Genomic DNA, 13,393 nt, shown 5'->3' on the forward strand with positions numbered 1-13,393 from the left:
GCGACCAGGCTCCGCCAGCGGGGTCGGCGGCCTGGCCGGGGCTCGTCGGCGTGACGGGTGGGGTCAGCCGGTCGGTGGGGTGACCAGGGGAAGCACGATCGGGGGCTGGACGTCGTCTTCCGCGCCGGTCTCCGCGGCGCCTCTGACGCACAGCGCCGACGACCAGGCCACCGATGACGGCCGGCCGAGCGCGACCACCGCGCCGACCTTGAAGCAGTAGCCGGTGCCCGGGTCGAGCTTCCCCACCGTGTACGTGGTACTGCCGGCCGGGGCCGACATCAGGCGATCGTCGGGGGCCTGCTGGACGATCACCGGGTACTCGGTCTTGCGTGCCGTCTTCCAGGACAGCGTCACCGTGGTGCCGTTGTCGGCGACCAGCTTGAGGCTCTTGGGGCGGTAGGCGGTGAGGGTGGCAGGGTCGGGGGTGCTGAGCGTGGCCGGTGGTGAGGTGGCGGGGCCGGCCGTGCTCTGCTCGGGGGCCGGCGACGGCTCGGGCTGCGAACGGTCACCGGTGGCCTGCGCGTCAGGCTGAAAGGGCTGAGGCCGCCCGTCCTGGACCTGCCCGTTCTCAGGGTTGTTCTGCGTGTCACCCTCGCCAGGCTGTCCGTCCTGCACCCCCGTGTCCGGGGGCTGGGTGGCGGCCGCCTGGTGGTCGGCGGTCAGCGTGACGCCCTGGTCACCGCTCATCGCCAGCGCCACACTGCCCGCGCCGGCCAGCACGGCCAGCACTGACACGCCCGCCACGACCAGCGGCATCCGCCCCCGCCGCCCGCCTTCCGCGGTGGCCGGCGCCTGGGCAGCCGGCGCCTGGGCGGACGAGCCGGGCTCGGGCGGCGGCGGCAGGAACGGCTGAGGCCCCGCCGGCGGCCTGACCCGAGACCGCTCGGAGTCCACGGTCCACACCAGCTCCCTGGGCCCCGACAGCTCCTGGTTGCCCGGTGATCCGCACGCGGGCAGGCGCGGGGTGCCGACACGCTGGTCGGCGGCAGAGCCGGCGGGGGCGGCCTGCTGGGGGTCGCGGCCGGTCGTGGCGCCCTTCCCGGCGGCGGGAGTGCCGGTGGTGTGAGGTCGCGGAGGGCCGCCGGCGAAACGGTGGGCGGTGGTGGCAAGGGTGGTGGCTGTGGGGCGGGTGGTGGGGTCCTTGGAGAGGGCTTGCGTGAGGAGGGTGGCCAGGGCCTCAGGGACTGTGGGAGGTAGGGGTGGGGGTGGTTCGGTCAGGACGGCCAGGGTGAATCTGGCGGTGTTGGTGGCGCCTTCCAGGGGGAAGGCGGGGTGGCCGGTCAGGAGTTCGTAGGTGGTTGAGGCCAGGGAGTAGATGTCGGAGGCGGCTACCGGCGGGCGGCCCTCCAACTCCTCGGGGGAGGCGTGGACGGACGGTGGGGTGCCGTCGGGGAGTTCGGCGATCGACATCAGGGCTGACATCGCGAAGCCGGTCAGCATCACGCCGTTCGGGGTCATGACCACGTTCGAGGGCGTGACGCGTCCGTGTACGCCGCCCGCCGCATGAGTCGCCGCGACGGCGCGCGCCACCGCGGCCAGCAGGCCGGCGACCTGCTCCACCGGCATGGGACGGTCGCGGTCCGGGCGTTCGGCGAGGGTGAGGCCGTCGTGGGGAGGCGTCACCAGGTACGGCCGCCCATCTCCCGTCGCACCCACCTCCAGGACGGGGATCACCCCGTCGTGCGCGGCCAGCTCGTCAGGGAAGGCGAACCCGCGGATGATCCGCTTGAGCGCCCGCTTGTCCACGCGGTGGCAGGCCAGCGTCTTGACCAGGACGTCCGCCATGGTGGCCACCGAGCGCGCCCGATACACGGTCCAGGGGCCGTCCTCGCCGGCAGGCCCGACCAGGTGGTAACCGCGAACCCGTTCGGCGGATCTGAACAAGTGCGGGCCGCGGGCCTGGTGGACGGCTCCGGGCGTGTGCGGGCCGCGCGCCTGTTGGGCGGGTGCGGGCGGCTGGAGGTCACCGGCTTGTCGGGCGGGTCCAGGTGGGTGGGTGTCGTGGACCTGTCCGGGGTGGCCGGGGGGCCGGTCGGTGGGTGGGGTCATGTGATCAGGGGCGGGCCGCCCAGGTCATCGCTGTCGAACGGGTCGTGCTCGGTGAGCGGCATCTTCATGCGTTCCCGCTCGCGTTCCTGCCCGGCACCCCCGGCGCCGCCCATCGGCGGGATCATGCCCATCGGCCCGCCCGGCATGCCGCCCGCGCCCGGCGCGCCAGGACCCCCCGGCGTGCCGCCGAGCTGGGTGGCGGCGGCGCTGCCGGGGAGCATCGAGGGGCCTGCGCCGGTGGGCATCCCGGGGACGATCGACTGGGTGGTCGGCACCTGAGGGTTGGGATAGCTGGACAGGTGCGTGGCCGGGTTCCGCAGGTCGGGCTGGTGGAGCGACGGGTTCTCCAGGGACGGGTTCCGCAGTGACGGGTCCTGCAGGGAGGGGTTCTGGAGTGAGGGGTTCTGGAGTGAGGGGTTCTGCAGCGACGGGTTCTGCAGGGACGGGTTCTGGAGTGAGGGGTCCTGCAGTGAGGGGTCCTGCGCCGACGGGTCCGGGGCGGAGGGGTCGCGCAGGGACGGGTCCTGGAGGGACGGGTCGTCGAGGCGCGGCAGGTCCGGGCCGCCGGACCCGGGCAGTCCTGGGCCGTCGAAGCCGGGAGTCGAGCCGAGGTTTCCGTACGGGTTCGCCGTCAGCCCACTCGGCAGCCCCAGCCGCGGGTCGAACGACGGGTCGGTGAGCGAGGTCTGCGGCGCCGTGGTCCGCTGCTCCACGTGGTCGTCGATGGAGTGGTAGACGGCCTGGATGAAGCGGTTGAGCTGCTGGAGGTGGTGCCGGGCGAGCGCGTGGGCGTTGGTGTCGGTGCCCACGGCGTCGCCCAGTGAGTCGTCGAGGTCCACGCTGCCCGTCCTGGGCACGTTGTGGTGGAACCAGGGCAGCACCTCGGCCCCGTACCAGACGAGGGGCTGACCCACGGACCTGGCGGCGAAGCTGAGGCGGGCGAGGTCGCGCTGGAGCTCCCCGATCGTGCCGAAGATGCCCTCGAGCGACTCCCCGCCCAGCGTCTGGGCGATGCGCGCGGCCTCGGTGTGCAGCAGCTCCACCGACGTGGCGCACATCTCGGCGATCTCGGTGTACCGGCGTCCCGCCTCGGCCACCTTCTCCGGCTTGGTGGACTGGATGAGGTCGGAGATGCCGTCGCTGCTCTCGGCGTCGCCGCCCAGCGGCTGGGTGCCGTCGATCTGCGGCTCCCGGCTGTCCTTCAGCGTTCCGACCCAGTAGTCGGTCATCGGACCTCCGTCACTTCCTGACGCCGCCCGCGATGGACCGGTCGGCGTTCTTCGCGGTCTTGACGGTCTCGTCGAGTGCCTGCACCACGGCCTCGTACACCTGCGTGACGCGGGTGATGACCTGGTCGAGGGTGGTCTGTGCCTGGTCGGTGGTGTGTTTGAGGTCGGTGGCGGCCTGCCAGGTGCCGAGGTCCTGTTCGCTGAGTTTGGCCCGCAGGAGGCGGACCTTGAGGCTCTCGCCGGCCGCGCCCTGGAGGCGTTCGAGGTCCTGGCGCAGCCGCTCGACCGGCGACGACGGCAGCGGTCTGCCGGACGCGGGGTCCTCGTACTCGCCGATCTTGACGAACATCGTCCTGCTCGTCGTCCCAGGGTCCACGCGGTTGGCCGCGAGCAGCTCGTCGAGCTGCGCCTGCGTCGGGGCGGGCGGCGGCTCCGGCGGGTAGTCGCCGTTGCGGTGGTCGTGGATGTGGTCGGCGTAGGCGTCCTCGACGCCGCGCGCCTCTATGTGCTCCTCGTGGGAGGAGATGGCGTCCTCATGGCCGACGGTCCTCGTCGGCCGCTGCAGCCGCGACAGCCCGATGCCCGGCCTGGGGTCGCCGTGCGCGTCGCCACCCTCGGCGGCAGGTACCGTCATGCTCACTCTCCGCGGGCCGTAGCGCTGGACATGCCAGCACATGCCTACCTGTCGTTCCGCCGGGCGCAGCGCCATTTCAAGATATTTCTAAGAGAGCGGCGGAGGCCGGAAATGTCGGCGAGACTCCGTTTTTGTGCCTTTCCTTTGGTACGGCGCCGCCCTCCTCCTGGCGCTGACCCCCGCCCCGGTGACTCCGACGCCGACGACCGACACGGCCCGTACGGTCACCTGTGACCCCGAGCCCGGCGTCGCCGAGGTCACCGGCACGCCCTGGCCGCAGGAACGCCTGCGGTTCACCCAGGTGTGGCGGCTCACCAGAGGAGAAGGCGTGCGGGTCGCGGTCGTGGACAGCGGCGTGGACGCCACCCACCCGCAGCTCAGAGGCGTGGTCACCGGCCAGGTGGACCTCACGGGAACGGACGCGCGCGACTGCGTCGGTCACGGCACCGCCGTCGCCGGCATCATCGCCGGCCAGGACCTCACCGGGCGTGGCGTCCCGATCATGGGCGTGGCCCCGGCCGCGCGGATCCTGTCGATCAAACAGACCGAGGGCCGGTCGGGAGACGTGTCGCGGCTCGCGGCCGGCATCCGGCGGGCCGCCGACCTGGGCGCCGACGTGATCAACGTGTCCGTGCAGGCCCACGACGCGCCCGAGCTGAAGGCGGCGGTGGCGTACGCGCAGGAGAAGGACGCGGTGATCGTGGCCGCCGCCGGCAACGTCGAGCAGGACGGCGGCGCGGCCGCGCCGGCGTACCCGGCCGAGTATCCGGGCGTGATCGCGGTCGGCGCGGCGGCGCCCGACGGCGAGAAGCCGGGCTTCTCCAACGGCGCCACCCGCATCTCCGTCACCGCGCCGGGCGCCGGGATCACCAGCGCGTGGACGGGCGGCGGCTACCGTACGGGGCTCGACGGCACCAGCTTCGCCGCCCCCTTCGTCTCCGGCGTCGCCGCCCTGGTCAGAGCCCGGCACCCGGACCTCGACCACTGGCAGGTCAAGCGCCGCCTGGAGCAGACCGCCGAGGGCGGAGGCGCGGCGGGGACCGGCGCCGGACTGGTCAACCCGCTGCAGGCGGTCACCTCGGTGCTGCCCGCGGCCACCATGAGCGCCGCCGGCGCGCCACCCGTCGTGCTGGCCAGGGCGCCCGTCCCGGACGAGCGGACGCGGGCGATCGCCGTCGGCATCACCGCGGGGGCGGCCGGGGTGACGGCGCTGGTGGTGTTCGCGGCGCTCATGCTGCCCAGGGCCAGACGCCGGCGCCAGGCCGGCGCCAGGGCGGCGCCAGGGCGGCGCCAGGGCGGCGCCAGGGCGGCGCCAGGGCGGCGCCAGGACATTTACAGGAAAGTTGAAATCGTAGCCTCGCCCGCCGGGGCCGCCTACGTTGATGCGGGAAAAGCCCGCCGGAAGGAGCAGCGTGGTCAATCAACCGACGACTTATACCGAGGGCAGCCAGCATAGTGCCGCAGAACGCGCACAGCTCGCCGTCGCCAACATCGAGCAGATCTACAACCGGCTCACGCAGATCCCCGAGACGCTCGGGAGCGCCTGGCAGGGCGAGGCGGCCACCGTTTACCGGCAGGTGCTCACGGAGTGGACCCCGCAGTTCAGAAAGGTCATCGACGCGCTCAACACGATCGGCGAGAACCTGAAGGCCACCGGCATCCAGTACAACGACGCCAACACCCAGGCGAGCGACGTCGCGGTGAAACTCCGGGCCGCGCTCGCCGGCGGTGAATACTCCGGGCCCGTCTCCTGAAAGGAGCCGATATGAATGACATCATCGTCGCCAATTTCGACGAGATGGAAGAGATCGCGGCCGAGCTGGGCCGCGCGTACACCAATCTCGTCGGCGAACTGACGGACCTGGAGGCCGATTTCAAGGTGCTGGAGACCTGGGACGGCGCCGCGAAGGGGGTCTACCTCGAGGCCAAGCGCCAGTGGAACGAGGCCGTCGTCACCATGGGCGACACCATGCAGCGCTTCGGGCCGTCGCTCCAGGAGGCCACCGGCATCATGCGCGAGGCCGAGCACGTCAACATCCGCCGCTGGACCACCTGACCTCGGGTGAACGAGCCGCTCATCGACCCGGCCGCCGCCGGGGACCAGGTCACCTGCCGGCCCGACGCGCTCCTCGACGTGGCAGGCAAGCTGCAGCGGGAGCTGCTGCCGCGCCTGGAGGCGGCGCGGTTCCAGGTGCCCGACCTCACCCCGGGCGCCGCCGGGACGTGGGACGTCGCCCAGGGGTACGCGGGCACCGTGCGCAGCGCCCGCGAGGCCACGGGGGAGTCGCTGCAGTTCGTGCTGGAGCAGGTCCAGCGGGTCATCGGCGACCTGGCCGACACCGCGGCCACCCTGCGCGACGCCGACCAGCGGGCCGCGGGCATGGCGGGACGTACGGACAGATAGAGGAACGCGTGCCGGAACCGAAACCGATCAAGACCGGCTGCCTCCAGGGCGGCGACCCGCAGGGGTATGGCGGCCGTGACGCGATCAGGACGTTGATCATGTCCACCAGGCCAGAGGAGTTCGGGCCGGTCGCGGCGGCGTACCGGCAGACGGCCGAACTGCTCACCACCACGATCACCACGCTCGGCGACGGCGCGGCCCGCCTGGTGGCCGACGGGAACTGGGGCGGGGAGTCGGCCCGCGCCATGCTCACCCGGATGAACCGGCTCCAGACCTACCTCCAGGCGCTGCGGGACCGGCTGGAGGACGTCCCGCCCTCGCTGGAGGGCGTCGCCAAGGAGCTGACCACGGCCAAGGAACGTTTCGAGCAGGCCACCAAGCCGCAGACCCACTACGCGATGGGCTCGGGCTCGACCGACCCCGCCCATCCCACCAACGACCCCGACGGCGCGGCGCGGGCGTTCATCGCCCGGCTCAACACCGCCTTCCACACCGGGCACTCGGCCCTGCCCGACCGCCTGCCGTGGGACGCGGAGCTGGCCTCGCCCGCACCGTACCTGCCGCCGCCCGGCGAACCGGGCACGACCCCGGCACGGCCCGGCACGTCGCTGTCCGGCACGCTGGACCCCACGGCCGGCACACCGGGCACCACGGCCGGCACCGCGCCGGGGACGCCGACGTCACCCGGGACCGCGCCGGGGACTGCGACCTCGCCCGGCACCGCGCCGGGGACTGCGACCTCGCCCGGCTCCACGACGGGACCCGGAGGAACGGCCCTGCCAGGGACCGTCCCGCAGCCCGGCACCGCCGGCTTCACGGGCACCGGCCTGGCGAGCACCACCCCCCACCCCAGCGCTACCGGCTCCCCAGGCAGCCCCGGCTCATCGGCCATGACCGGTTCGTCGGGGTTGACGGGTACATCCGGCTTGACGGGCATGCCAGGCGCGATGGGCGCCACGGCGCAGCCGGGCACGACGGAGCGCGGCCGCCCCACAGACCTCGTCCACCCCACAGACGCGGGCCGCTCGACAGACTCCGGGTTCTCGACAGACCCCGGGTTCTCGACAGACTCCGGCAGACCGGGAGACCCCGGCCCCGTCCCGTACGGCCGGGACACCGCCACCGCCCAGGGCCCCTCCGTGCGGCCGGGCAGTGTCCCGGTGGTGGGAGGGCCGGCGGCGGCGACGGGTCCGCCGGGCGGCCTCGGCGGTGAGCCCGGCGCGGCCGGGATGGCCGGGATGGCCGGGATGGCCGGGGCGGGCGGCGTGCCGTTCATGCCGATGGCCGCGGGAGCGGCGGCGGACCGCCAGGGCACCCGCCGCCCCGGCGCCGGCCCCGCCGACGACGACTTCTTCCGCCCGTCCGTGGACACCCCACCACCGGTGGTGAGCTGATGACTATGAGAGGGACACCGGGCATGGATGCCGACGCCGTCGCCGTGGTGGCGGACTCCGTCAGGGATATGGGCCGCGACCTGGCCGACACGCCCATGCGGGATCTGGAGGAGATGACCAGGGCCGTCGCCCGGGTACGGCTCTCCTCCGGCGCGTACGGCGCCTTCGGCATGCTGGGCGGCGCCCTGGGACGCTCGTTCGACGAGGTCAACGAGGCCGCGCAGCGGTACCTGCTGGCCAAGCGCGACCAGGTCGCCGAGCTGCACGACCGGGCGTACGACACCGCCAACGGCTACGTGGACGGCAACGCCGCCTCCGCCTCCGTCGCCGCGACCATGGGGGCGCCGCGATGATGGAGCAGCCGCAGTCCGTCATCGAGGGCTCGGCCATGGCGGCGACCGGCTCCCTGCTGCTCGGCTTCCGCCGCGCCCATTACGCGATGCTGATCCTGCCCCTCATGTACGGCGACACCGCCGAGCAGCGGCGGGCCGCCGAGGGCTACGAGACGCTCTCGGCCGGCCTGCGCCGCCACCCGGAGGTCGTGGACACCGCGACCAAGGGCGTCACCTGGACCGCCGCCAGCGCCGAGCTGGCCATGGGCGCCGTGGCGGACTACGCGTCCGACGCCGAGGAGAAGGCCGCGCTGCCTGCGGCGTCCGCCCGCACGCTCAACGTCACCGCCGACGTGTACGACGCCGCGGGCAAGGCCGTCCTCCTCACCGGCGCGAGCATCCTCACGGCCGGCGTGATGCACAAGGTCGCCCAGCTCAACCCGTTCACCAGGGTCGCCTCGGAGGTGGCTGCCACGCAGTTCGGCATCAGGGCCGACCGGCAGGCCGGGGCGATCGCGTCCCGGGTGCGGCAGTTCGTGGCGGGCGGGCAGGGCGTGCTCGGCAAGGTGGCGGGGCGGCTCGCCCAGGTCTCGCCGGGCAAGCTGGCGCTCGGCGGGGGAGCGGCGGCGGCAGGCGGCGGGATGCTGGGCCAGCAGGCGGTGGCCGACCGCTTCAGCGCCACGAAGCTGCAACAGACCCCGCCGGGGCAGGCGCCGCCCGGCCTGGCGCCGCCCGGCCTGGCGCCGCAGGGCTCGACACCGCAGGGCCTGTCACCGTTCGACGCCCAGCTGCCCACGACCCGCAACCCGAGCACGGAGACGGAGACATGACGGCTAGGTCCGACGAAGGCGCCCTGGACCGGCTGATCGCCCGTTCCCAGCACCCCGCCGACGGGCTGGACGACCTCTACCAGCAGGTCCTGGCCGCCAAGGGCACCGCGAGCGACCCCGACGGCCTGGTCAGGGTCGAGTGCTCTGCGGAGGGCGTGACCGGCCTGGACATCGACCCCAGGGCCATGCGGTGGGGCTCGCAGCGCCTGTCGGAGACGATCCTCGGCCTGATCGCCGAGGCGCTCGCCGACCTGCAGACCCGCTCGGCGGAGCTGCTGCGCGACGCGGTGGGCGACGTGGTGGGCGACGGCCCGCTGGACCTGTCCGCCCAGGACAACCCGGCCGACCTCCGGATGCGCGAGGCACGCGAGGCGTACGAGTCCGCGATGGACCAGGCGATGGCCGAGCTGTCCCGGATAGAACGCGACCTGTAGAAAGCAACGCGCAAGGGGGCATGAAGGGCGGCCGACGGACGGCCGACGGACGGCCGACGGGGGCAGCCGGCAGGGCGGGCGGAGACTCAGGACGGCAGGTAGGCGGTCTGGATGAGTTTCTCGCCCGCGCGCCGATCCACGTGAACACCTCGCCCAACAGGCAGCACACGAGGCCGGACGTTCCCGAACAGCTGGCCTTCGTCGCGCGGCCCCGACAGCAGCACGGCGGGCGTGTTCATCTCCTTGAGCCGCCGCACCACGGGATCCAGCATCGCCCGCCCCGCCCCGCCCATCGCGCGCGCCAGCACGAGGTGCAGGCCGATGTCGCGAGCCTGAGGGAGCAGCTCGCCGAGCACGGACAGGGGGTTGGCGGAGGTGGCGACGAGGTCGTAGTCGTCCACGATGACGTACAGGTCCTGCCCGGTCCACCAGCTCCGGGTGCGGAGCTGCTCGGAGGTGAGGTCGGGCGGCGGCAGCCGGTCCTGGAGCACCTCCTGCACGCCCTTGAGCAGGGTCGCGGCGGCGGTGCTCGAAGCGGCGTACCCGATGCGGTGCTCGGTGTCGGTGGCGTCGAGCAGCGTACGGCGGTAGTCGATGACGATGAAGCGGGCCTGCAGCGGCGTGCGCGCGGCGGCGATGCCGCGCGCGATCACCTTCAGCAGGTTGCTCTTGCCGCTCTCGGTGTCGCCGAACACCACGAAGTGCGGGTCGGTGTCGAAGTCCAGCAGGACGGGCGCGAGCGCGGCCTCGTCGATGCCGACCGGCACGCGGGTGCCGTCGCCGGGCGGCACGGGCAGCGTGTGGGCGGGCAGCAGGGCGGGCAGCAACCGTACGGGCGGCGCCCCCTGCTCGGGCCAGGCCGCGGTGGCCGCCTCGACCAGGGCGGACACGCCGTCGGCGAGGTCGTCCACGGTGCTGCGGCCGTCGATGCGCGGCAGCGCGGCGAGGAAGTGCAGCGCCTCGCGGGTGAGGCCGCGGCCCGGGGCGCGTTCCGGCACGTTGGCGGCGGCCCGCCGGTCGATCTCGGAGTCGAAGGCGTCGCCGAGCCGCAGTTCGAGCCGGGTGCCGAGCAGGTCGCGCACGCCGGCGCGGAACTCCAGCCACCGGTTCGCGGTGCCGACGACGTGCACGCCGAAGCCGAGCCCGCGCGTGACGAGGTCGCCGAGGTCGGGTTCGAGCTGCTCGTACTCCTGGCGCAGCGTCGCCCAGCCGTCCACGACGAGGAACACGTCACCCCAGCCGTCGCCCTCGTACGCGCCTGAGGCGACCATGCGCCGGTAGGTGGCCATGGAGTCGATGCCCCGCTCCACGAACAGCCGCTCGCGCCGCTCCAGCACGCCCCGCACCTCGGCGACGGTCCTGCGGACCGCGTCGGCGTCCAGCCGGGTGGCCACGCCGCCGACGTGCGGCAGCCCGGCCAGTGCCGACAGGGTGCCGCCGCCGAAGTCCAGGCAGTAGAACTGCACCTCCCGAGGCGTGTGGGTGAGCGCGAGCGAGGCGATGAGCGTGCGCAGCAGCGTGCTCTTGCCGGTCTGCGGCGCCCCGACGATCGCGACGTTGCCCGCCGCGCCGGAAAGATCCAGCCAGTACGGATCCCGCCGCTGGTCGAACGGGCTGTCCACGATCCCCGCGACGGCGTGCAGCCGCCCGGGGCGCTCCTGCGCGGTCCCCGCGGCGGTGAGCCCGTGGCGGGGCGTGGCCTCGATGCGGGGCAGCAGCCGGTCGAGCGAGGCGGGCTCCTTCAGCGGCGGCAGCCAGATCCGGTGCGCCGCGGGCCCCTTGCCGGCCAGCCGGGAGACCACGATGTCGAGCAGGCTGTCCTGCTTGCCCTTGTCCTCGACGACCGGCGGCGTGTCGGCCACGGGCGGCAGCGGCACGCGTTCTGGGCCGTACCAGACGATCTTCCCCCGATGGCCTGAGCGGGCCGCCGTGGCAGGGCTCTGCGCCGCCACCTGGTAGGGCCCCGACACGTACGCCGCCTTGAACCGCGTCATCCCGGTCGTCTCGAACATCAGGTACGCGTTGCCAGGCTCCGGCGGCAGCGAGTACGCGTCCGCCACCCCCAGCACGGCCCGGCTCTCGGCGGCGGAGAAGGTGCGCAGCCCGATCCGGTACGACAGGTGCGTGTCCAGCCCGCGCAGCCGCCCCGCCTCCAGCCGCTGGGAGGCCAGCAGCAGGTGCACCCCGAGCGAACGGCCGAGCCGCCCGATCATCACGAACAGCTCGACGAACTCGGGCTTGGCCGACAGCAGCTCGCTGAACTCGTCGAGCACGATGAACAGCGTCGGCAGCGGGCTCAGCCGCGCGCCCTGCTCGCGGGCCTGCTCGTAGTCGCGCAGCGAGGCGAAGTTCCCGGCCGCGCGCAGCAGCTCCTGGCGGCGTACCAGCTCGCCGTGCAGCGCGTCGTGCATGCGGTCGACCAGCGGCAGCTCGTCCTCCAGGTTGGTGATGACGGCGGAGACGTGCGGCAGCGTGTCGAGCCCGAGGAAGGTGGCGCCGCCCTTGAAGTCGACCAGCACGAAGTTCAGCGTCTCGGACGAGTGGGTGATCGCCAGCGCGAGGACGAGCGTGCGCAGCAGCTCCGACTTGCCCGAGCCGGTCGCGCCGACCACGAGCCCGTGCGGGCCCATGCCGCCCTGCGCGGCCTCCTTGATGTCCAGCTCGACGGGCCTGCCGTCGGCGCCGAGCCCGATCGGCACCCGCAGCCGGTTGCGCACCGGGCGCGGCTGCCAGGTGACGGCGGTGGACAGGCGGCGGGCGTCGCCGAGCCGGAGCAGGTCGGTGAGCGTGGTGTTCGTGGCGAACACGTCACGCTCCTCCTCGGCCCCGCCGGTGCCGGTCCGCATCGGCGCGAGCTGCCTGGCCAGCGCGGCGAACGCGGGCGGCGCCAGCCGGTCGGGCCGGCCCAGCGGCGTTCTGACCTCCTTGCCCAGCTCGTCCTCCGCGACCCTGACCACCTCGTCGGCGGTGACCTCCAGGCGCAGCGTGAGCTGGGCGGGCGCCTGCGGCACCCCGCCGCCCAGGTCGATCACGGTGACGCCCTCGATGACGTCGAGGCCGAGCTGGCTGCCCGACGGCACCGTCCCGCCGTCCACCACGACCACGTGGTACGGCACCGCGTCCGCCGACATGCCCTTGCTGAAGCGCGGCCGGTCCTTCAGCTCGAACCCCAGCAGGTCGTCCAGCTCGCCCAGGTCGCCCGCCACCAGCCGCACCGGCCCCGCGCCGTCCTCCTCGGCCGGGTGCAGGGCGTGCGGCAGCCACTTGACCGGCTCCCACTCGCCGGCCCGCTCGCGGCCCGCGCACACCGAGATCCGCAGGTCGTCGGGCGCGTGCAGGGCCGCGGCCTGGGCCAGCGCGGCGCGTACGAGGTCGCGGGCGGCCACCGGATCCCCCGACACCACGATCCTGGCGAACGAGTGCAGCGCCAGCGCCACCGGCAGCCCCGGCACGGTCGCGTGCGTGCGGACGAACCGGCGCAGCGCCCCCGCCGTCAGCGGGTCGAGGTCCTCGACGGGACGGGTCTCCGGCGGGATGAGCGGCAGCGCCAGCCGCTGCGCCGAGGTGGCGATCCTGACCTGCGCGAAGTCGTCGTCGCGGGGCCTGCGCTCCCAGAGCCTGCTGGTCATCACCAGCGACCACAGCGCGGCCGGGTCGGGGTGGCTCCAGGTCATGGCGCGCCGCTGCTGCGCGGCGGCCGTACGGACGCGCTTCCTGACCTGCTCCAGGTAGCGGTAGTAGTCGCGGCGCAGGCCGTTGAGCTGGTTGCGGCGCTCGCCGGCGTTGCGCATGATCTGGCCGACGCTCATGCCGATCATGGAGACCGCGAACAGGCCGCCGGAGACCAGCATGATCGGGTTGCTCGCCGACCCGCCGGTGAACATCAGCGCCATCGCGCCCGCCCCGGCGATCATCGGCAGGTACGTCAGCAGCTGCGTCAGCCCGCCGCCCGTGACCGTCTCGGGGATCTCCGGCGGCGGCTCCAGGAGCACCTCGCCCCCCGGCGGCTCCGGCGGCCTGCGCCGCTCGGGCCTGCGTACCACGATCAGGCTCCCGCTCACCGGTCCCATGAAAGCCCCTGACGTAG

The 13,393-nt window shown here is 73.7% G+C and carries 12 protein-coding genes; 8 read left to right on the forward strand and 4 right to left on the reverse strand.

Annotation, left to right across the window (positions count from 1 at the left end; all coding sequences use genetic code 11):
* Window positions 1-63: 63 nt before the first annotated feature.
* Genes AB0K28_RS14160 through AB0K28_RS14170 form a run of 3 tightly spaced genes read right to left on the reverse strand, consistent with a single transcriptional unit; the run spans window position 64 to window position 3,912 of the window.
* Window positions 64-2,049, reverse strand: coding sequence for a protein kinase (locus tag AB0K28_RS14160; RefSeq protein ID WP_364369205.1), 1,986 nt, complete (start codon window positions 2,047-2,049; stop codon window positions 64-66).
* Window positions 2,046-3,278: a hypothetical protein gene (locus tag AB0K28_RS14165; protein WP_364369208.1), complete on the reverse strand. Its 1,233-nt coding sequence runs from the start codon at window positions 3,276-3,278 to the stop codon at window positions 2,046-2,048. Before AB0K28_RS14165 ends, AB0K28_RS14160 begins: the two co-directional genes overlap by 4 nt.
* 10 nt (window positions 3,279-3,288) lie before the next feature.
* A complete protein-coding gene (locus AB0K28_RS14170) occupies window positions 3,289-3,912 on the reverse strand; it encodes a hypothetical protein (protein ID WP_345399817.1) in 624 nt (207 codons plus the stop codon).
* A 133-nt stretch (window positions 3,913-4,045) separates the two neighbouring features.
* Between AB0K28_RS14170 and mycP the strand changes: the two genes are divergently transcribed.
* From mycP to AB0K28_RS14210, 8 genes are read left to right on the forward strand one after another with little or no spacing between them, the layout of a single operon-like run.
* Entirely contained in the window at window positions 4,046-5,368 is a 1,323-nt protein-coding gene (gene mycP, locus AB0K28_RS14175; protein ID WP_364369211.1) for a type VII secretion-associated serine protease mycosin, read from the forward strand.
* Window positions 5,325-5,666 (forward strand): WXG100 family type VII secretion target, encoded by a 342-nt coding sequence (locus AB0K28_RS14180; protein ID WP_345399823.1) that lies wholly within the window; start codon window positions 5,325-5,327, stop codon window positions 5,664-5,666. The genes mycP and AB0K28_RS14180 overlap by 44 nt, the downstream gene beginning before the upstream one ends.
* An 11-nt stretch (window positions 5,667-5,677) precedes the next feature.
* Window positions 5,678-5,968, forward strand: coding sequence for a WXG100 family type VII secretion target (locus tag AB0K28_RS14185; protein WP_345399826.1), 291 nt, complete (start codon window positions 5,678-5,680; stop codon window positions 5,966-5,968).
* 6 nt (window positions 5,969-5,974) lie between these two features.
* The gene (locus tag AB0K28_RS14190) at window positions 5,975-6,316 is read left to right on the forward strand and encodes a hypothetical protein (RefSeq protein WP_345399829.1); all 342 of its coding nucleotides are present in this window, start codon (window positions 5,975-5,977) and stop codon (window positions 6,314-6,316) included.
* A gap of 8 nt (window positions 6,317-6,324) precedes the next feature.
* Entirely contained in the window at window positions 6,325-7,710 is a 1,386-nt protein-coding gene (locus AB0K28_RS14195; protein ID WP_364369215.1) for a hypothetical protein, read from the forward strand.
* A 23-nt stretch (window positions 7,711-7,733) separates the two neighbouring features.
* Window positions 7,734-8,063: a hypothetical protein gene (locus AB0K28_RS14200; RefSeq protein ID WP_345399835.1), complete on the forward strand. Its 330-nt coding sequence runs from the start codon at window positions 7,734-7,736 to the stop codon at window positions 8,061-8,063.
* Complete coding sequence (locus AB0K28_RS14205) at window positions 8,060-8,872, forward strand: hypothetical protein (protein WP_364369218.1); 813 nt, start codon at window positions 8,060-8,062, stop codon at window positions 8,870-8,872. The genes AB0K28_RS14200 and AB0K28_RS14205 overlap by 4 nt, the downstream gene beginning before the upstream one ends.
* Window positions 8,869-9,306: a YbaB/EbfC family nucleoid-associated protein gene (locus AB0K28_RS14210; RefSeq protein WP_364369221.1), complete on the forward strand. Its 438-nt coding sequence runs from the start codon at window positions 8,869-8,871 to the stop codon at window positions 9,304-9,306. Before AB0K28_RS14205 ends, AB0K28_RS14210 begins: the two co-directional genes overlap by 4 nt.
* A gap of 86 nt (window positions 9,307-9,392) precedes the next feature.
* Here AB0K28_RS14210 and eccCa read toward each other — a convergent pair whose 3' ends face one another.
* Window positions 9,393-13,367 (reverse strand): type VII secretion protein EccCa, encoded by a 3,975-nt coding sequence (gene eccCa / locus AB0K28_RS14215; protein ID WP_364369223.1) that lies wholly within the window; start codon window positions 13,365-13,367, stop codon window positions 9,393-9,395.
* Window positions 13,368-13,393 lie beyond the last annotated feature (26 nt).

This window comes from Nonomuraea sp. NPDC049504 (genome assembly GCF_040676845.1).
Lineage (GTDB): Bacteria > Actinomycetota > Actinomycetes > Streptosporangiales > Streptosporangiaceae > Nonomuraea > Nonomuraea salmonea.